Raw genomic sequence first — 18559 nt, 5'->3', positions numbered from 1 at the left:
CCCGGTGGGTGCCGAGCCCGCTCGGCATCACCCTGGATTACCGATTCCCACGTGCCGCTTCGCGGCCGTCTCTCCCAAAGGACACTCATATGATCCGCAATACTGCTCTTGTCGTGGCCATCGCTGCCGCCACCCTGTCGATGCCGGCCCACGCTGGCCTGGGCAAGCTGAAGGACCTGGCCGGTGCCGCCACCGGCACCTCCAGCAGCAGCGCTTCCAGCGCCGCCGCCCCGGACGAAGCCGCGCAGGAAGCGCTGGTGCGTCGTTTCGTCAGCTCGCAGTCGCACTCGCTGCAGGCCCAGACCTCGTTTGCCCGTGCCTTCGGCCTGGCCGAGCAGGTGCAGCTGCTGGAAGCCGAGCGCCAGGCGCTGTCGTCGGGTTCGGTAAGCGTCGATGCGATGAAGAAGTCGGTGTCGGTCAGCGAAGCGGCGCAGGCGGCGATCAACGAGCGCCAGGCCGCGCAGCCGGAACTGAACGCTGAATCCAAGCAGCACTACGCCGAAGGCCTGGTCTCGCTGCTGGCGTCGGCCGCCGAAGCACAGAAGCTCGGTGGCGAGGCCAGCAACTTCACCGCCGGCATGAAGAACCTGGGCGCGACCCAGCTGGCGACCGTCGGCCGCAAGCTGGCCGCCGGTGCATGGGTGGCCAAGGAATCGCCGGGCTTCATCCAGGGCCTGTACGGCTCGACCAAGTCGGCCGTGACCTTCGCCAGGAAGAGCAAGGTGAAGGTGCCGTCCAACGCCGATTCGATGCTCGACACGCTCTGATCCGAGGCGAATCTCCATGCGTATGACCTACCGTTTGATCGGCCTGGGCCTGGTTGCCGCGCTGCTTGCAGCCTGTGGCGAGCAGGACGCCCCGGCTGCCGCGCCCGCCAAGGAAAAGGCAACCAGTGCGCTGGCCAGCAATGCGCCAGTGGAAGCGGCGCCCCTGCGTGGCACGCCGGATTTCGGCGGCACCACCCAGGTCGCGCGCGAGGCCGACGGCATCGGCAGCACCCCGGAACTGGCGGTGCTGGCGGCGTTGCAGTCGGCGGTGGCGCAGGTCAACGGCGTACGCGTGGCCAGCCAGATGCAGGGCCTGCGTGCAGGCCTGCATGTGGATGTGGATGACGAACACGTCGGCGACATCCGCGCCGACGCGTTCACCCAGCAGATGATCGCCGGCTCGCAGGGCGCGGTGCTGGGCTATGAAATCCTGTCGCAGGACGAAGTGCGGCAGCTGGACGAGGAGACCATCGCCCGTGTGCGCGCCAGCGACGAAGGCTGGAGCTTCAAGGGCTCGGCGTCGGCCAGTGCGTCCGGCGAAGCCTCGGCCAAGAGCGGTTCGGCTTCGGCCAGTGTCAAGCAGAGCTACGACGAGAAGGTCAACGTCGATGCCAAGCGTGGCGCCAGCTCGTTCGATTCCGACGTGACCCACCGCAGCATGCGCAGCTACTGGAAGGTACGCGTACGTGCCCAGATCGCTCAGTACCGCGCACCGGACGAGCAGGGCAAGCCGAAGATCGTGGTCGCGCTGCCGCGTACCAAGGCCGGCAGCTATGCCGTGGGCGATGGCCGCGTGAGCGCCGATGAAGTGGCCGACGCGATCCGCGCACGCCTGTCCGACACGCTGACCCAGACCCAGCGCTTCATCGTGCTGGACCGTGAGTTCGGCGACGAACTGCAGGCCGAGATCGACCACATCAACAGCGGCAACGTACGTTTGCAGGACACTGCCCGTGTCGGCCAGCAGCTGGCGACCGACCTGATCCTGATCCCGACCATCGAACGCTTCGAGTACCCGCGCAGCGTGCGCAACCTGCGCATGTCCGACCGCCAGGTGACCTCGTACTCCGGTGGTGGCCGCATCACCCTGCGCCTGGTCAACGCCACCACCGGCCAGGTGGTGATGTCCGACAGCTTCGACCACCAGCTGGCCTCGACCGGCCCCAGCACCCTGCCGCGCGTGGTCAACGGCCGCAACATGGCCGCGGCGATGATGGAATCGCTGTCGGGCCAGATCGGCACCAGCATCGTCACCACGCTGTTCCCGGTATCGGTGGTCTCGGTGGACGGTGACCAGGTGGTGCTGAGCCAGGGCGGTGACACCGTGCAGGCCGGCCAGCGCTGGCAGGCCGTGCGCCTGGGCGAAGAACTGAAGGACCCGCAGACCGGCCGCTCGCTGGGCCGCAGCGAACACCCGTGCTGCACCATCCGCATCGACCGCGTCGCTGCACAGACCTCATACGGCACCATCGAAGACGGCGTCGACGCGATGCGCGGCGGTTTCCGTCCGGGCCAGATCGAACTGCGCCAGAAGCTGGGCAGCAAGCCGGCGGCCGCCGCCGCAGGAGCGACTGCCTCGGCCGCTCCCGCAGCTGCCGCACGCCCGGCCGCCAAGCCGAAGCCCAAGCCCGCTGCCGCGCCGGCCGAAGATCCGAACTGGTAACAGGCTCAAGCAACACACCGATGGGGTCAGAGCCCTTTCCCGCCGGGAAAGGGATCTGACCCCTTCCTGTTTCAGTCCGTGTCGACCAAGGTCGACACCTACCAACAGCGGCGTGTCGATCAAGGTCGACACCCACCACAGCGGTGTGTCGACCAAGGTCGACTTCCACCAACAGCAGCGGGAACCTGTCGAAGGCGGGGTGGGTCCGGTTGCGGGGGCGTGAGCCGCATGGATGCGGCGACCGAGCTTACATGGATGTACTTGCAGCGTCCCCCGCAACCGGACCCACCCCGCCATCCCACGGAATGCCGCTGTTGCTTTGGCTTTGGCTTTGGCTGTTGCTGTTGCTGTTGCCCTGGCTTCGGCGGGTGCAGGGCGCAGCCCTGCCGAATCCCATTACACTCCAGAGAGATTTCCCTGCTGGAGAGAGCAATGAAGCGAGTAGCACTGGGCGTGCTGGCCCTGTCAGTGTCGAGCGCACTGATGGCCGCCACCCCGAAATTCGACGGCGCGCGGATCTCCGCCGACGTCAAGGAACTGGCCTCCGACGCCTACGAAGGCCGCTCGCCGGCCACCGCCGGCGAAGAGAAGACCATCGCCTTCCTCAGCAAGCAGTTCGCCGATGCCGGCCTGCAGCCGGGCGGTGACCTCAAGGATGGCAAGCGCCTGTGGACCCAGGCCGTTCCGCTGCGCAAGGGCGACATCGTCGGCGCACCGCAGCTGGCGCTGCACCAGGGCGGCAAGACCGTTGCGCTGGAGCAGGGCAAGCAGATCGCCGTGCGCGCCGCCATGAACGGCGCCAGCAACGTCGATATCAGCAAGGCGCCGCTGGTGTTCCTCGGCTACGGCGTGAAGGCCCCGGAGCGCAACTGGGACGACTTCAAGGGCGTGGACCTGAAGGGCAAGATCGCCGTCGTGCTGATCAACGACCCGGACTTCGAGACGGGCCAGGGTGATTTCGACGGCAAGGGCATGACCTACTACGGTCGTTGGACCTACAAGTACGAAGAAGGCGCCCGCCAGGGGGCGCTGGGCGTGCTGATCGTGCACGAGACCGCACCGGCGTCGTACGGCTGGGCCACCGTGGCCGGCTCCAACACCAACACCATGTTCGATGTGGTGCGCGACAACCCGGCGGAAAGCCACCCGCTGCTGGAAGGCTGGATCCAGCGCGACCTGGCCGTGGAGCTGTTCCGCTCGGCCGGGCAGGACTTCGAGGCGCTGAAGAAGAAGGCGCAGCAGCGCGACTTCACCCCGGTGCCGCTGACCGGCGTCAGCCTGGACGCGAAGTACGCGGTGAAGACCGAAGTGATCACCTCGCACAACGTGGCCGCACGCCTGGAAGGCAGCAGCCACCCGGACGAGACGATCATCTACAGCGCGCACTGGGACCACATCGGCGTGGGTGAGCCGGACGCGCGTGGCGACCGCATCTTCAACGGTGCGCTGGACAACGCCAGCGGTACCGCTTCGCTGATCGAGCTTGCCCGTGGCTTCGCCAAGCAGAAGCGCCCGCAGCGTTCGGTGCTGTTCCTGGCAGTCACCGCCGAGGAAAAGGGCCTGCTGGGTTCGGAGTACTACGCCACCCATCCGCTGTACCCGCTGGAAAAGACCGTGGCGGTGATCAACATGGATGGCATGGCGCCGTTCGGTCCGTCGCGCGATTTCGGCATCTACGGCGCCGCGCGCTTCGAGCTGCTGGACCAGCTGAAGGACGTGGCCAAGGGCTGGGATATCCGCTACACGCCGGACCCGAAGCCGGAAGCGGGCCTGTTCTTCCGCTCCGATCACTTCCCGTTCGCCAAGCGTGGCGTGCCGGCACTGTCGTGGTCGGCCGGCCAGGACTGGGTGGACGGTGGCGTGGCTGCGGGCAAGAAGGCCTCGGAAGACTACACCGCCAAGCGCTACCACCAGCAGGGCGACGAATGGCAGCCGGACTGGGTGTTCGCCGGTGCCGCCCGCGACCTGGAAGTGCTGTACACGCTGGGCAACCAGCTGGCCAACTCCCGTGCCTGGCCGAACTGGAGCAAGGACGAGTCGTTCCGCGCCGTACGCGACGCCAGCGCCGACCAGCGCAAATAAGAAGCACCGGTGGTGCCGGCCGCTGGCCGGCATTGCTGCGAGGCTTGCGGCGATGACGGGGTGCCGGCCAGCGGCCGGCACTGCCAGAGCCGCTTCCATCCCCGCTTTCCCGCCCTTCGTCGCAGCCCGCTTGCTTGCCCGGCGGGCCGCCCTATGCTCGGCTCACCCCCTTCCTCCAAGGCGCCGCCGTGTTCGCCAGCCTTTCTCTCCTGTTACGTCATCTGCTGGCCTGGGCTGCGGCGCTGTTCGTCGCAGGCATGGTCTGGAGCGGCATCTTCAGTGGCATGAACGATGGCCCGGGCTGGATTTTCGGCCTGCTGGCGATGTTCCTGATCATTTCCGCGCTGGGCAGTGCCATCACCCATATCCGCCGGGTCTGGCTGGTGGCCGGTCGCCTGGATGCCACCACCTTGTCCGGGCGCCAGCGCCGCCAGATCGAACTGCCGATGGACGCCGGCCACGCGTTCTCGGTAGTGGAAGCGGCGATCGCCGAACTTCCCCGCGTGGAGGATGTGGAAAGCTCGGCCGGCAGCCTGCAGGTGCGCGCCTATGTTCGCCGCGTGGATCTCTGGAATGGGCGTCAGCCCTCGCGCTGGAACCTGCCGGCGCGGCTGGCGATCAAGCGCAACAGCGTGCTGGCCACGGTCACGCCGGGGCAGGGCACCAGCACCGTCACCCTACTGTTTGAACCGGATGCGGGCTGGTGGGCCGACCTGCTGGCGCTGGACGAGGGCAGCAACTTCGAGAACGCCGAAGCGGTCACCCGTGCGATCAGCCGCCGCGTGGCCGACCAGCGTCGCGATGAGCAGGCCGCCGCCGAACAGACCCAGGTGGAAAAGGAACTGTCGGTGGCGCGCTTGAATCTGCTGCACGCGCAGGTGGAACCGCACTTCCTGTACAACACGCTGGCCAACGCGCAGGTGCTGACCCGCACCGACCCGGCGCGTGCCGAACAGATGCTCGGCCACCTGATCCAGTACCTGCGCAGCTCGTTGCCGCAGGTGGACGAATCGGTGTCCACGCTGGGCGTGGAGCTGGAGCGCACCCGCGCCTACCTGGAGATTCTGCGTATCCGCATGGGCGCGCGGCTGGCGGTGGAAGTGCAGGTACCCAACGAACTGCATGGCGTGCACCTGCCGGCGATGGCGTTGCAGACACTGGTGGAAAACGCGATCAAGCACGGCCTGGAACCCAAGCCCGGCGGTGGCACGATCTGGATCCTCGCGCGCGGTTTCGATGACCACGTGACCGTGACCGTCGCCGACGACGGGCTCGGCTTCGGGCAGGGCACCAGCGGTACCGGCATCGGCCTGAAGAACCTGCGCGAGCGCCTGCGCCTGACCTGCGGTGAGCAGGCCGGTGTGGCGATCGTGGCCAATTTCCCCAGCGGCGTGGCCGCGACCATGACCCTGCCGCAGTCGCACAAGGAGCGCAGCCATGCCGCTTGAGGCACTGATCGCTGAAGACGAAGAACTGCTGCGGCAGTCGCTGGTGGAGCAACTTCGCCGGCTGTGGCCGGACCTGAAGCTGGTGGCCGAGTGCGAGGACGGCGCCAGCGCGCTGGAGCAGCTGGCCGAGAAGCAGCCGGACATCGCTTTCCTCGATATCCGCATGCCCGGTATCAGCGGCATCGAGGTCGCGCGCTCGCTGTCCGAGCTGAGTCCGCGCACCCAGGTGGTGTTCGTTACTGCCTACGACCAGTACGCCATCGATGCATTCGAGCAGGGCGCGATGGATTACCTGCTCAAGCCGGTAAGCGACGAGCGCCTGCTTGCCACCCGCGAACGCATCCTGTCGCGGCTGCCATCGACGCGGCAGGACGATGCCGTGCTGGAGCGCCTGCTGCAGCGGTTGGGCCCATCGCAGGGCACTGCAGAGCGACCGCCGCTGGCCTGGATCACCGCCAGCAACGGCCGCGAGACGCAGCTGATCATGCTGGAGGAGGTGGCCTACTTCCGCGCCGACAACAAGTACACCACCGTGGTCACTGCCGCCGGCGAGAGCCTGCTGCGCACGCCGTTGCGCGAACTGCTGGAAGTGCTCGACCCGCAGCATTTCCGCCAGATCCACCGCTCGACCATCGTCAACATGAAGGCCGTGGCGGCGGTCAGCCGCGACGATACCGGGCGGGGCGTGCTGCGCCTGCGTGGCCGAACGGAAACGCTGGTGGTCAGCCAACCGTTCATGAGCCTGTTCCGCGGCATGTAGCCGCAGCCGCATCCCCCCTGCACCGAGGAATGAACATGTCCCGTCTGCTGATTGCGTGCGTTGCCGTGCTGGCACTGGCCGGCTGCGAAAAATCCCGCAACACCTCGATCACCCGCACCCATGCCAACGGCGTGGACACGCTGTACAGCAAGAGTACGGTGGTCGACGGCGAGGCGCGCTTTCAGTGCATTGCCAGCAGCAGTGGCCACTGCCATTACCTGGTGCTGGACCCAGCGTGCAGCACCGATGCCGCGTGCACCACGCCGCCGCTGCGTCGGTTTGCGGTTGCGGCAGGCAAGACCGAGGCCATGCGTGGCCTGCCCGACGGCTTCCGCCAGTGCGTCAGCCAGGACCCGATAGAACACTGCCACCGCGAGTGATCACGGTGGCAGTGTGGATCCCCCCGCTTCGCTGAAGGGTCAGTAGGCAGGCTGCAGCGTCAGCTCGTGATGGTGTTCGGTTTCGCCGACGTGGTTCAGGCGTCCGACCAGCTCCGAGTGCTGCTTCATCCGCCCGATCTCGGTCATGATGCGGATGTCCTCGTGGCGCAGTTCGCGCTTGGTGGTGACCGCCTGCTTGTAGTCCAGCACTTCCGGGTAGTGCTCGGCCAGGTCCAGTGCCTCGGCCACGTGCTCCACGCTGTCGGCCTTGGAACTGATGCGGGCGCGGCTGTTGAAGGCCTTCATCCAGCGCTCGAAGCCGGCCTGCTGATCGAACATGTTGGCCATGAACCAGATCACGAACAGGATCGAGACCCATGAGCCGAACACGATCACCACGCGGGTGAAGGTGATATGGAAGTCATCGCGCCACAGGTAGTTGGCGATCAGGCCCAGGATGAGCAGAGAGGCTGCCTGCCAGCCGATGATCGATGCGATCAGCCACTGGCACTTGGCCTGGGCCAGCACCGCCACTTCATCGCGGATCTGCTGCTCGCTGAGGTTGCGCCAGTGCGCCACCTGTTTGTCGAACGGGCTGCTGTAGAGCTCGTTGTCGCGAAGCAGAATTCCCAAACCCTTGAACAAGGCAATCATGGCTGGCTCCTTGTGGAACGTGCGTCGATCAGCATTGGACGGTGTGGCGGGTCCAGTTCTAGCACTTCCAGCGGGCGGTGCAACGGGGGCAATGCCAAGCGGCGCAAGGGTTTGCCCGGCGGGAGTGAAAATTGATGCATTGCATCATCGCGGTCACAGCCTGCGACAGGATGTCGCAGGGTGAAACGTGCTGCGGCCGCACATGAAACGGTCGCTGAGCGTGGAGGCTCGCCGCCTGCGCCGTGATCGCCGAGAATCGGGGCCGACCGCGCAAGATGCGACCGTTCTTCCGACTTTCCTGGACCCGTGATGCCGGCTTTGCTGCAGCGACTCTACCGCCCCGTCACCGCGCCGATCCGGCGCTGGGTACTGGACGCCTTCCCGCGCGGCCAGAGTGGCATCGACTACGACCATCCGCAGGGCGACCCGGGCTGGTTCGGCCTGGATAGCGTCACCTGGCGGCTGCACGCCGAATTTCCCTCGATGCTCGCCGGTGGCCTGTGCGCGCTGATGCTGCAGACACTGCACCCACGCGCGCTGGCCGGGGTCTACGACCACTCCAATTTCCGCCAGGACCTGGTGGGACGCCTGCGCCGCACCACCGCCTTCGTTGCCGGCACCAGCTACGCGCCCACTGGCGAAGTGGAGGCGCTGGTGGCCAAGGTGCGCCGTATTCATGCACGGATCCGCGGCCAGACCGCGCAGGGCGAGCCCTACGCCGCCGACGATCCGCAGTTGCTGACCTGGGTGCACGTGACCGAAGCCTTCGGGTTCCTGCAGGGTTTCCGCCGCTATGGGCGCGAGGTGCCGGGGGACATCGCCGACCGCTACTACGATGAGTACCGCCGTGTGGCCGAGGCGCTGGGTGCAGTGGATGTGCCGTGCAGCGAAGCCGAGGTGGCGGCGTACTTCTGCGCGCGGCAACCGGAGCTGCGTGTGGACGAGCGCTCGCGTGAAGTGCTGGAGGTGTTGTCCGGCGTGCGCCTGCCGGTACCGGTGCCGGGGCTGTCGCGCGAGGTGTTCCTCGGTGCGGGCGCGGCGCTGCTGCCGGACTGGGCCGAAGGCATGCTTGCACGCAGTGGCCGTCAGCGCGCCCAGGCTGCGGCGTCTGCGAAGCTGATGCAGGGCATGGCGCCGCTGTTCCGCCGTGCGCTGCCCGACGGCCTCGCCAGCCGCGCCTGTGCACGCATGGGCGCGCCGGTGGAGATCCTGCGCGAGTGGCCCGCGGTTGCCTGGTAGGTGCCAACCTGGGTTGGCACGCTTTTCGCGGTGCCGCGGAAGCGCCAACCAAGGTTGGCAGCTACCCGCAAGTGAAACGGGCGCCTTGCGGCGCCCGTTCCGGTTACATCACCACACCTTGACCCGCTTGTCCGGGGCCAGGTACAGCTTCTGGCCTTCCTTCACGTCGAACGCCGGGTACCACGCGTCGATGTTGCGCACGGTGAGTGCGCGGAACTGGCCCGGTGCATGCACATCGGTCAGCAGTGAGTTGCGCAGCGCCTGCTCGCGGCTCTTGCTGCGCCAGGCCTGGGCAAAGCCGAGGAAGAAGCGCTGGTCCGGGGTGAAGCCTTCCAGGGTCTGGCCCGGCTTGCCCTGCAGCGACAGCTGGTAGGCGTCGTAGGCGGTACCCAGGCCGGCCACGTCGGCGATGTTCTCGCCCAGAGTCAGCTTGCCATTCACATGCACGCCCGGGAACGGCTCGTAGCTGCTGAACTGCGCGGCCAGCGCATCGCCGGCGGCGTTGAACTGCTTCAGGTCCTCGGCGGTCCACCAGTTGTGCAGCTTGCCGGTTTCATCGAACAGTGCGCCCGCGTTGTCGAAACCGTGGCTGATCTCGTGGCCGATCACGGCGCCGATCGCACCATAGTTCACCGCGTCGTCGGCGGCGCCGTCGAAGAACGGCGGCTGCAGGATCGCGGCCGGGAACACCAGGCGGTTTTCCAGCGGCACATTCATCGCGTTGATGGTCTGCGGCAGCATCGCCCACTCGCCGTGGTCGACCGGCTTGCCCAGCTTGGCGATGTTGCGCTGGTACTCGAACAGCTCGGCGCGCTGTGCATTGCCCAGCGGGTCATCACGGCGGATCTCAAGGCCGGTGTAGTCGCGCCACTTTTCCGGATAGCCCATGCCCACGGTCAGGCCGGCCACCTTCGCCTTGGCGCTCGCCTTGGTCTGCGGCGACATCCACGCCAGCGCGTCGATGCGCTTGGCGAAGGCGGCAATGATGTTCTTGGCCATCTCGTCCGCGCGTTCCTTGGTCTTCGCGTCGAAGTGCTTTTCGACGTAACGCTTGCCGATCGCTTCGCCCACTGCGTGGTTGGCGTCGTCCACCGCGCGCTTCCAGCGATCGCTCTGCTGCGGCGTGCCGCTCAGCGCGGTGCCGTGGAAGGCGAAGCGGGCATCGGCGAATTTCTTCGGCAGGTAGGCGGCGGCACGGTCCAGCGCGTGGAAGGCCAGGTAGTCCTTCCACACCTCCAGTGGCTCGGTGGCGACCAGCCTGGACAGGCCGGCCACGGCCTTGGGCTGCCAGACGATGAAGTCCTGCTGCTTGCCCAGCGCGGCCGCGTCGAGGAAGGCGTTCCAGTCCATGCCCGGCGCCTTGGCGTTGAAGTCGGCCTGGGTCCACGGATTGGCACCCTTGGTCACATCATTGGTTTCTTCCTGGGTGGCATGCGCCTGCGCGATCTTCGTCTCCAGCGCCAGGATGCGTTGTGCCTTGCCGGCCGGATCGGCGACGCCGGCCAGCTGCAGCATCTGTGCGATGTAGGCCTGGTACTGCTTGCGCAGTTCGGCCATGCGGCCGCCGCCCAGATAGAAATCGCGGTCGGGCATGCCCAGGCCGCCCTGCACCAGGTACGGCGCATTGCGGTCGGGCTGCAGCAGGTCCACCGACACCCACAGGCCGAACAGGCGGTCGGTGTAGAAGTTGGTCGCATTGAGCAGGTCGACGTCGGCGCGCACATCGCCGCCCAGGGCGCGTGCCAGGCCGGCCTTGTCGGTGATGGCATCGATCGCCTTCAGCTGCGGCTCCACGGGTGCAACGCCGCGTTGCTCGATGCCGGCCTCGTCCATGTAAGCGGCGTAGTAATCGCCGATCAGCTTGTCGTCACCGCTGGCCTGGGTGTTGCCGGCGGCCCCTTCGAGAATGGCGCGGGTGTCGGCCAGGGTCTTCTCGGCAATGACGTTGAAGCTGCCGAAGCGCGACCGGTCGGCCGGAATCTCGGTGTTCTTGACCCAGGTGCCGTTGGCGAAGCCAAAGAAGTCATCGCCGGCGGCAATGCTGCGGTCCATGCCGCTGGCATCGAAGCCGAAGCTGCCCAGCATCGGCTTGGCCGCAGCGGGGGTGGCATCGGCCGGCGCGGTGGCCGTGGCGGCCGGCTCGGCCGGGCGGTCACAGGCGGCCAGGGACAGGCTGGCAACGATGGCCAGCGCCAGGGTGGGACGGCGCAGCTTGGACATGGACTTCTCTTGCGGCGGAAAACGCCAAGTCTAATCTGCGCCGGCCCGCCTGGCGGCCCTGTGCTGCGTCCTGTGCTGTGCAGGATCTGGCTGAACACGTGGAACCGACCTTCACGCCGTGAGCGACGTGGTGCATGCTGGACCCTGGAACCCTGCGCGGACACGGGGAGGTGGCCATGCGGGGGCGGGTCAGGCGTCAAGAATGGCGTCCACCGGCCGTTGAGGTCGGGGACGTGGAGGATTCGTTCGCGCATGAAGCCAGCCGACTGCACAAGGAACACCCGCCGATGCCCGCGCTGAAACGCGCGTTGGCCCGGCCGCTGCGCGCCATTACCTGGGGCGGAGTGCTGCTGGGCGTGCTGCTGGTCACCGGGCTGACCCTCATGCTGGTCAATGACTACCACCGCCGTCTGGAAGCGGCGCAGCGCCAGAGCCGCGCGCTGGCGGTGGGCAGCGAGCGCCTGCTGGCGCTGGAACTGCGCAACCTGGAGCGGGCCATGTCCGGCATCGCCGCCGACGCCGCCGAGCTGTTCCGCAGCGTGCCGGCGCAGGCGCCGGCCCTGCTGGATGCATCCATCGGCGGGGTGCTGGGCCGGCATGCCGAACTGCACAGCATCGCCGTGCTCGACCGCCATGGCCGACCGCTGACGGCCGGCGAGGGCGACCTGCAGCTGCCGCTGTGGACCGACCCGCAGCGTCGTGGCCAGGGGAGCGCGCTGTACATCGGCCCGCCGCAGCGGGCCAGCGATGGCGGTTGGGTGGTCCCGCTGGCGCTGCCGATGGCCGGCGAACGCTGGCTGCTGGCACGGCTGCGCTGCGGCGAACTGCAGCGCATCGTCGGTGGCCTCGACGTCGGCCCCAAGGGACTGGTCTCGATCAGCGATGCCGAAGGCTACATGCTGGCCCGCGTGCCTGACCCGCATGGCACGGTGGGCCACCGCTATGACCTGCCACGCCGTGACCTGCTCGGCACGCAGGCAGTGGTCGAGCTGGGCAGCATGCCGGGCGTGGTGGATGGCGTACCGCGCATCCTCACCATCAGCACGCTCGAACGCAGTCCGCTGGCGGTGCAGGTGGGCCTGGCCGACGAAGACGTGCTGGCACCGTGGTGGCCCTACCTGCAGGCATCGGTGGCAATCGTACTGGCCTACATCGTGGTGCTGCTGGTGCTGCTGTATGCGGTGCGCCGAACCACCCGCAGCCAGCAGTCGATGGCCGAAGAGCTGAAGGCCGGCCACGCCGAGCTGCGCCTTGCGCACCAGGTCGGGCGTGTCTGCACCTGGTACGTGGACGAGGATGCCGCGCTGCTGCGCTGGTCACCCCTGGCGCGCGAGATCTTCGGCGTGCAGACCGATGCCCTGCCGGTGGCCGACTTCTTCGCACGCGTGCATCGCGACGACGCCGCACGCCTGCAGCAGGCCTTCGACCAGGCCTTCGCCGGCGGCGCGGTGCTCGACCAGGTATTCCGCCTGGTGCTGCCCGGAGGCGAGGTGCGCTGGGTCGGGGCACGTGGGCAGCGGGTGGAAGTGGCCGACAGCGAGCGGCGCATGATCGGTGCGCTGACCGACCTGAGCGAACGCTATCAGGCGCGCGAGCAGATGAGCGAAGTGGAACGCCGCTTCCGCCTGCTGTTCGACCGCAATCCGGCGCCGTTCTGGGTATTCGACCCGGACACGCTGCGCTTCATCGAGGTCAACGATGCCGCCGTGCGCCAGTACGGCTACAGCCGCGACGAGTTCCTGGCGATGAGCATCCTCGACATCCGCCCGCGCGAGGGCTGGGACGAGGTGCGTGGTGCCATCCAGCGCGCACAGGTGGGCGATCCTCCGGACGCGACCGTGCGCCTGCACCGGCGCAAGGACGGCAGCGTGTTCGAGGTGCGCGCACACCTGTCCAAACTCGATTTCGACGGACAGCCCGCGTGCCTGGTGCTGGCCGAGGATGTGAGCGAACGGTTGGCCTACGAGCGCGACCTGGCTTACCAGGCACGGCACAACCCGGCCACCGGCCTGCTCAATGTACGCGCGTTGACCGAACAGCTGGATGGGCAGGGCGAGGGCTATACCATCGCCTTCGTACAGCTGCGCGGCCTGCAGCTGGTGGCCGATACGCTGGGCCGCGAGATCGGCGATGCGGTACTGCAGTCGATGGCGACCCGGCTCGGGGGCCTGGGCGCGCGCTATGGCACGCTGGCGTTCCAGCCGGCCGAAGATTTCGTCTTGGCCATTGGTGCCGGGCACGATCCCCAGCGCGTGCTGGACGACCTGCTGCAGATCGTCTCGGCGCCGATGCGCGGCAAGGACTCGCTGCACCAGTTCGAGCCGCGCATCGGCGTGGCCGTGCACATTGCCGGTGACGGGCACACGGCCGAGCAGGTGATCGGTATGGCCGCGCAGGCCGCGCATGCGGCGCGCGCCGAGGGCAACGTGGTGGTCTGGTTCGATGCGGCGGTGACCACGCGGCTGGCCGATCGGTTGCGCCTGGCCGGGCGCATCCATGCCGCTATCGACAACGAGTTCCAGCTGTACTTCCAGCCGATCCGGCATGCCGGTGATGGCAGCCCGGCCGCGCTGGAGGCCCTGCTGCGCTGGCCGCAGGCCGATGGCAGCTTCATCCCGCCCAACGAGTTCATCCAGCTGTGCGAGGACACCGGGTTGATCCTGGCGCTGGGCCGCTGGGTGATCCGCGCCGCGGCGAAGGCGCAGCGCCGTCTGGTCGACGCCGGGTGGGGCGAGCTGCCGATCGCGGTCAACGTGTCTGCGGTGCAGTTCTTCAACAGCGACCTGGTGGCCGAGTTCACCCGCGCCCAGCAGGAATTCGGCCTGGCCCGCGGTGCGCTGCACGTGGAGCTGACCGAGAGCAGCCTGATGCGCAAGCCGGCGCAGGCGATGCAGACCATGCAGCGCCTGCATGAGCAGGGCATCAGCGTGTCGCTGGATGATTTCGGCACGGGCTATTCCAGCATGTCCTACCTGCAGCACCTGCCGCTGGACATCCTGAAGATCGACCGCAGCTTCGTGGCGGACGTGGAAACCAATCCACGCAACGCCTCGATCTGTCGCGCGCTGCTGTCGCTGGGCCACAGCATGGGCCTGACCATCATTGCCGAAGGCGTGGAAACACCGGGGCAGCTGGACTGGCTGGCCGCGCACGGCTGTGACCAGGTGCAGGGTTACCTGCTGGGGCGGCCGGCACCGCTGGAGCGGATCATCGATGCGCTGGATGAAGTCCCCGCCTGATCGGGTTTCGTATTTGCCGGCCAGCGGCCGGCACTACCAGACCGAAACATGACGGTAGTGCCGGCCGCTGGCCGGCAAACGCCAGGCTCGGCTACACCCCGGTTTCCACCAGATGGTCGATGAAACTGCGCACCTTCGGTGCCAGGTGGCTGCGGCTGGTATAGACCGCGAAGATGCCGATCGGGGCGGCCTCCCATTCGGGCAGCACGCGCACCAGCCGGCCATCGGCCAGCGCGTCTTCCAGCAGGAAATCCGGCTGCAGGATCACGCCCATGCCGGCAATCGCCGCTTCGCGCAGCACGTCGCCGTTGTTGGCGTGCAGCAGGCTGTTCACCGCGACCTTTACTTCGCCTGCGGGCCCCTGCAACGGCCAGTGGTCGCCAGCGGCCCAGTAGCTGTAGCCCAGGCACGCGTGCGCCTGCAGGTCCTGCGGGGTCTGCGGGGCGCCGCGTGCGGCCAGGTAGGCCGGCGCGGCGCACAGGCTCACCCGCGATTCGCCCAGGCGGCGGGCGATCAGGGTGGGGCCCGGCTCGCGGGTGATGCGGATGGCCACGTCGTAGCCTTCCTCGACCATGTCCACCAGGCGGTCGGACAGGGCCAGGTCCAGTTCCACCTGCGGAAAGCGTTCGCGGTAACTGGCCAGCAGTGGGCCGAGGCGGGCGATGCCCCAACTGACCGGTGCATTGATGCGCAGCGTGCCGGAGGGCTCCAGCGCCTGCGCGCCGATGCTGGCCTCCAGCGCGTCGAACTCGGCCAGCAGGCGCACGCATTGGGCGTAGTAGGCGGCGCCGGTGCTGGTGGGGCTGACCCGCCGCGTGGTGCGATGGAGCAGGCGGGTGGACAAGCGCTTTTCCAGCGCGGCGACCTGGCGGGTAACGCCGGCGGTGGACATGTCCAGGGCCTGGGCGGCGGCGCTGAAGCCGTTGCGCTCGACCACCGCCACGAACACGCGCATCGCCTCGAGGGTGTCCATTGTTGCGCCTTCTGAAATAAATACGGTCAATCGATCGTATTTATCGGCCCGTGAGGGCGCAATAACCTGAGCCCACTCCCTTCAAGGTGCTTTCCGATGCACGCCACGACCGCTCCTGATTCGCCGCTGGCCCCGTATGGCGCCGCCCTGCTGCGCCTGGCCCTGGGCGTGCTGTTCCTGGTCCATGCGCTGACCAAGCTGCTGGTATTCACCCCGGCCGGCACGGCAGCGTTCTTCGAGTCTCTGGGCCTGCCCGGCGTGCTCGGCTACCTCACCATCGGCGTCGAGCTGGTGATCACTGTCGCGCTGCTGCTGGGCATCTATGCGCGCTGGGTGGGCCTGATCGGCGTGCCGCTGCTGCTGGGCACCATCGTCACCGTGCACGGCGCCAACGGCTTCGGTTTCGCCAATGCCGGCGGCGGCTGGGAATACCCGGCGTTCTGCGCGCTGGCGCTGGTGGTGCTGTTCCTGGTCGGCGATGGCAAGTGGACCCTGCGTTCGCGCTGATCGCCGCCTGATCCTGCAACTGGAGAATTCCATGTCCCGCCTGCCTTCGCTGTACATCTCCCATGGTTCGCCGATGACTGCCCTGCAACCGGGCCAGGTTGGTGTGCGCCTGGCCGAGCTGGCGCGCGACCTGCCCACGCCGCGCGCCATCGTGATGGCCTCGGCGCACTGGCTGGGCCGGCAGCCGCTGGTCGGGGCGCATCCGCAGCCGCCAACCATCCACGATTTCGGCGGCTTCCCGCGCGCGCTGTTCGAACTGCAGTACCCGGCGCCGGGTGACCCGGCACTGGCCGAAGAAGTGGCCGGCCGCATCGCCGCCGCAGGACTGCCAGTGGCCATCGATCCGCAGCGTGGCCTCGACCACGGCGCGTGGGTACCGCTGCGGCTGTTGCGCCCGCAGGCCGACATCCCGGTGGTGCCGGTGTCGATCCAGCCGCTGCTCGGCCCCGAGCATCAGTTCGCGCTGGGCCGCGCGCTGGCACCACTGCGCGAACAAGGCGTGCTGCTGGTCGGCTCGGGCAGCATCACCCACAACCTGCACGACTGGGGCGACTACCAGGACGGCAAGGAAGCGCCATACGTGCGGCCCTTCATCGAGTGGGTGGAGCAGCGGCTGGCCGCTGATGACCGCCAGGCGCTGTTCGACTATCGCCGGCAGGCGCCGTTCGCCGAGCGCGCGCACCCGACCGACGAGCACCTGCTGCCGCTGTTCTTTGCGATGGGCGCAGCCGGCGAGGACAGCTTCGGTGCGCGGCGCATCGACGCCGGCATCGACGCCGGTTTCCTGGCCATGGACCTGTACCGCTTCGATGGGGCGGCATGAGCCGGGGCTGACGCGCGGCGGCTCCCGTCGTCGCGGTCATGGCCGCATGTGGTAGTTTTTTCCGGGTTTCCGGCGCTGGCCTTCAAGCCGCCCCACGCGCCGCTTCCTGGAAGAAGCATGCATACCATTGAAGTCGTCCTGGCGATGCTGGTGGCCGTTGTCGCCAGCGGCTACCTGGTTCGCGTCCTGCCGTTCTCGTTGCCGCTGCCGCTGGTGCAGATCGGCCTGGGCGCGGTCATCGCCGGGGTGTTCAACCGCGGCCACGCGCTGGAGCCGGAAGTGTTCTTCCTGCTGTTCCTGCCGCCGCTGCTGTTCCTTGATGGCTGGCGCATCCCCAAGCAGGGCCTGTTCCGCGACAAGGGCGCGATCCTCGAACTGGCGTTCGGCCTGGTGGTGTTCACCGTCATCGGCGCAGGCTTCCTGATCCACTGGCTGATTCCGGTGATGCCGCTGGCGGTGTGCTTCGCGCTGGCGGCCATCGTGTCGCCGACCGATCCTGTGGCAGTGGGTGCGATCGCCTCCAAGGCGCCGATTCCCAAGCGCCTGATGCACATCCTGGAAGGCGAGTCGCTGCTCAACGATGCATCGGGCCTGGTCTGCTTCCGCTTCGCGGTGGCTGCGGTGATGACCGGCACGTTCTCGCTGGCCACGGCCTCGCTGACCTTCGTGTGGGTGGCGGTGGCGGGATTGGCGGTGGGCGTGGCGGTGACGCTGGGTGTGTCCACCTTCCAGCGCTGGCTGTGGCGCCGCTTCGGCGAGGAGCCGGGCGCGGCGATGCTGGTCAACCTGCTCATTCCGTTCGCGGCCTACCTGCTGGCCGAAGAGATCCACGCCTCCGGCATCCTCGCCGCGGTCGCCGCCGGTATCGCGATGAGCTACGTCGAGCTGACCGGCCGCGTCTCCGGCAGCATGCGCGTGCAGCGTGCCGGGGTCTGGAACATGCTGCAGTTCAGCTTCAACGGCATCATGTTCGTGCTGCTGGGCGAGCAGCTGCCCGGTATTGTCGAACGTGCCACCACCACCATGAACGAGACCGGCCACCAGAGCGCGTGGTGGCTGCTGGTGTACGTAGTGGTGATCAACCTGGCGCTGGTCGTGCTGCGCCTGCTGTGGGTGTGGCTGTCGCTGCGCTGGAACCTGCTGCGCGCGCGCCGCCGCGGACTGGAGCGGGGCGAAGCGCCGAACTGGCGCATCGTGGTGGCGACCTCGGTGGCCGGCGTGCGTGGTGCGATCACCCTGGCCGGCGTGTTGACCCTGCCGCTGTTCCTGCCTGATGGCAGTGCGTTCCCGGCACGTGACCTGGTGATCTTCCTGGCCGCCTCGGTGATCCTGTTCTCGCTGCTCGGCGCCAGCATCGCGCTGCCGCAGCTGCTGAAGGGCCTGCAGCTGCCGGCCGATTCGGGTGAACGCAAGGAAGAGGACCTGGCGCGCCGGCTGTCGTCGAAGGCGGCGCTGGCCGGGGTCGAGCGCATGCGCCAGCAGCTGGTGATGAACCAGAACACCGAGAACGTGCAGCTGTACAACGATGCCGCCTCGCGGGTGAGCCTGCTGTACCAGCGGCACCTGGAGAAGGACAACGACGGGCCCGACGTAGACCCGGAGAAGGTGCGGCGCATGGAGCTGGGCTACCGCCAGCTGCGCAGCGCCGGCCTCAACGCCGAGCGCGAGGAACTGTTCCGGCTGACCCGGCGCGGGGTGATCTCCGATGAGATCTCGCGGCGCCTGATCCGCAACCTGGACTTGCTGGAATCGCGCAAGCGCGAATGATGCCTGGGACCGGGCGTTGCTGACGCTGACGCGGATT

At 67.9% G+C, this 18559-nt stretch carries 14 protein-coding genes; 11 read left to right on the top strand and 3 right to left on the bottom strand.

Features of this window, described 5'->3' with window-relative positions:
- The first annotated feature begins 89 nt into the window (after positions 1–89).
- From ACTXG9_RS15275 to ACTXG9_RS15250, 6 genes are all read left to right on the top strand, one after another.
- Positions 90–767 carry a hypothetical protein gene (locus ACTXG9_RS15275; protein WP_021202156.1) on the top strand — a complete coding sequence of 226 codons (678 nt, stop codon included), beginning with the start codon at positions 90–92 and terminating at the stop codon, positions 765–767.
- 16 nt (positions 768–783) lie between these two features.
- The gene (locus ACTXG9_RS15270) at positions 784–2430 is read left to right on the top strand and encodes a CsgG/HfaB family protein (RefSeq protein ID WP_180832583.1); all 1647 of its coding nucleotides are present in this window, start codon (positions 784–786) and stop codon (positions 2428–2430) included.
- A 432-nt stretch (positions 2431–2862) separates the two neighbouring features.
- Entirely contained in the window at positions 2863–4512 is a 1650-nt protein-coding gene (locus tag ACTXG9_RS15265) for a M28 family metallopeptidase (protein ID WP_457654790.1), read from the top strand.
- Between the two features lie 188 nt (positions 4513–4700).
- Complete coding sequence (locus ACTXG9_RS15260) at positions 4701–5960, top strand: sensor histidine kinase (RefSeq protein ID WP_021204365.1); 1260 nt, start codon at positions 4701–4703, stop codon at positions 5958–5960.
- Positions 5950–6720 (top strand): LytR/AlgR family response regulator transcription factor, encoded by a 771-nt coding sequence (locus ACTXG9_RS15255; RefSeq protein WP_021204366.1) that lies wholly within the window; start codon positions 5950–5952, stop codon positions 6718–6720. Before ACTXG9_RS15260 ends, ACTXG9_RS15255 begins: the two co-directional genes overlap by 11 nt.
- 35 nt (positions 6721–6755) lie before the next feature.
- The gene (locus tag ACTXG9_RS15250) at positions 6756–7100 is read left to right on the top strand and encodes a hypothetical protein (protein WP_031270794.1); all 345 of its coding nucleotides are present in this window, start codon (positions 6756–6758) and stop codon (positions 7098–7100) included.
- 39 nt (positions 7101–7139) lie between these two features.
- On the opposite strand, the gene ACTXG9_RS15245 is transcribed toward ACTXG9_RS15250, so the two are convergent.
- A complete protein-coding gene (locus ACTXG9_RS15245) occupies positions 7140–7754 on the bottom strand; it encodes a hypothetical protein (protein WP_021204368.1) in 615 nt (204 codons plus the stop codon).
- Positions 7755–8063: 309 nt separating this feature from the next.
- On the opposite strand from ACTXG9_RS15245, the gene ACTXG9_RS15240 reads away from it, so the two are divergent.
- Positions 8064–8993, top strand: coding sequence for an oxygenase MpaB family protein (locus tag ACTXG9_RS15240; RefSeq protein WP_111097729.1), 930 nt, complete (start codon positions 8064–8066; stop codon positions 8991–8993).
- Between the two features lie 108 nt (positions 8994–9101).
- On the opposite strand, the gene ACTXG9_RS15235 is transcribed toward ACTXG9_RS15240, so the two are convergent.
- Positions 9102–11213, bottom strand: coding sequence for a M13 family metallopeptidase (locus tag ACTXG9_RS15235; RefSeq protein ID WP_021204370.1), 2112 nt, complete (start codon positions 11211–11213; stop codon positions 9102–9104).
- 176 nt (positions 11214–11389) lie between these two features.
- Here ACTXG9_RS15235 and ACTXG9_RS15230 point away from each other — a divergent pair, with 176 nt between their 5' ends.
- Complete coding sequence (locus ACTXG9_RS15230; RefSeq protein ID WP_155030402.1) at positions 11390–14452, top strand: bifunctional diguanylate cyclase/phosphodiesterase; 3063 nt, start codon at positions 11390–11392, stop codon at positions 14450–14452.
- 91 nt (positions 14453–14543) lie between these two features.
- Here the strand turns inward: ACTXG9_RS15230 and ACTXG9_RS15225 are convergent, their stop codons facing one another.
- The gene (locus ACTXG9_RS15225; RefSeq protein WP_021204372.1) at positions 14544–15425 is read right to left on the bottom strand and encodes a LysR family transcriptional regulator; all 882 of its coding nucleotides are present in this window, start codon (positions 15423–15425) and stop codon (positions 14544–14546) included.
- 96 nt (positions 15426–15521) lie between these two features.
- Between ACTXG9_RS15225 and ACTXG9_RS15220 the strand changes: the two genes are divergently transcribed.
- The 3 genes from ACTXG9_RS15220 to ACTXG9_RS15210 all read left to right on the top strand — a co-directional run bounded on the left by ACTXG9_RS15220 (position 15522) and on the right by ACTXG9_RS15210 (position 18522).
- Complete coding sequence (locus ACTXG9_RS15220; protein WP_457654789.1) at positions 15522–15932, top strand: DoxX family protein; 411 nt, start codon at positions 15522–15524, stop codon at positions 15930–15932.
- A gap of 31 nt (positions 15933–15963) precedes the next feature.
- Positions 15964–16755, top strand: a complete 792-nt coding sequence (locus ACTXG9_RS15215; protein ID WP_111097727.1) for a dioxygenase family protein — start codon at positions 15964–15966, stop codon at positions 16753–16755.
- Positions 16756–16872: 117 nt separating this feature from the next.
- Positions 16873–18522 (top strand): Na+/H+ antiporter, encoded by a 1650-nt coding sequence (locus ACTXG9_RS15210; RefSeq protein WP_019660908.1) that lies wholly within the window; start codon positions 16873–16875, stop codon positions 18520–18522.
- The last annotated feature ends 37 nt before the right edge of the window (positions 18523–18559 follow it).

The organism is Stenotrophomonas maltophilia group sp. LNF247, assembly GCF_054083135.1.
Note: the sequence above shows the minus strand (reverse complement) of the source record. Positions and strands in the feature narration are given on the sequence as shown.

Excerpts from the sequence above, each read along its gene's own strand:
- ACTXG9_RS15245 (WP_021204368.1), bottom strand. The coding sequence starts at position 7,754 with ATGATTGCCTTGTTCAAGGGTTTGGGAATTCTGCTTCGCGACAACGAG.
- ACTXG9_RS15235 (WP_021204370.1), bottom strand. The coding sequence starts at position 11,213 with ATGTCCAAGCTGCGCCGTCCCACCCTGGCGCTGGCCATCGTTGCCAGC.
- ACTXG9_RS15215 (WP_111097727.1), top strand. The coding sequence starts at position 15,964 with ATGTCCCGCCTGCCTTCGCTGTACATCTCCCATGGTTCGCCGATGACT.
- ACTXG9_RS15255 (WP_021204366.1), top strand. The coding sequence starts at position 5,950 with ATGCCGCTTGAGGCACTGATCGCTGAAGACGAAGAACTGCTGCGGCAG.
- ACTXG9_RS15225 (WP_021204372.1), bottom strand. The coding sequence starts at position 15,425 with ATGGACACCCTCGAGGCGATGCGCGTGTTCGTGGCGGTGGTCGAGCGC.
- ACTXG9_RS15240 (WP_111097729.1), top strand. The coding sequence starts at position 8,064 with ATGCCGGCTTTGCTGCAGCGACTCTACCGCCCCGTCACCGCGCCGATC.
- ACTXG9_RS15265 (WP_457654790.1), top strand. The coding sequence starts at position 2,863 with ATGAAGCGAGTAGCACTGGGCGTGCTGGCCCTGTCAGTGTCGAGCGCA.
- ACTXG9_RS15210 (WP_019660908.1), top strand. The coding sequence starts at position 16,873 with ATGCATACCATTGAAGTCGTCCTGGCGATGCTGGTGGCCGTTGTCGCC.
- ACTXG9_RS15230 (WP_155030402.1), top strand. The coding sequence starts at position 11,390 with ATGCGGGGGCGGGTCAGGCGTCAAGAATGGCGTCCACCGGCCGTTGAG.
- ACTXG9_RS15270 (WP_180832583.1), top strand. The coding sequence starts at position 784 with ATGCGTATGACCTACCGTTTGATCGGCCTGGGCCTGGTTGCCGCGCTG.
- ACTXG9_RS15220 (WP_457654789.1), top strand. The coding sequence starts at position 15,522 with ATGCACGCCACGACCGCTCCTGATTCGCCGCTGGCCCCGTATGGCGCC.
- ACTXG9_RS15275 (WP_021202156.1), top strand. The coding sequence starts at position 90 with ATGATCCGCAATACTGCTCTTGTCGTGGCCATCGCTGCCGCCACCCTG.
- ACTXG9_RS15250 (WP_031270794.1), top strand. The coding sequence starts at position 6,756 with ATGTCCCGTCTGCTGATTGCGTGCGTTGCCGTGCTGGCACTGGCCGGC.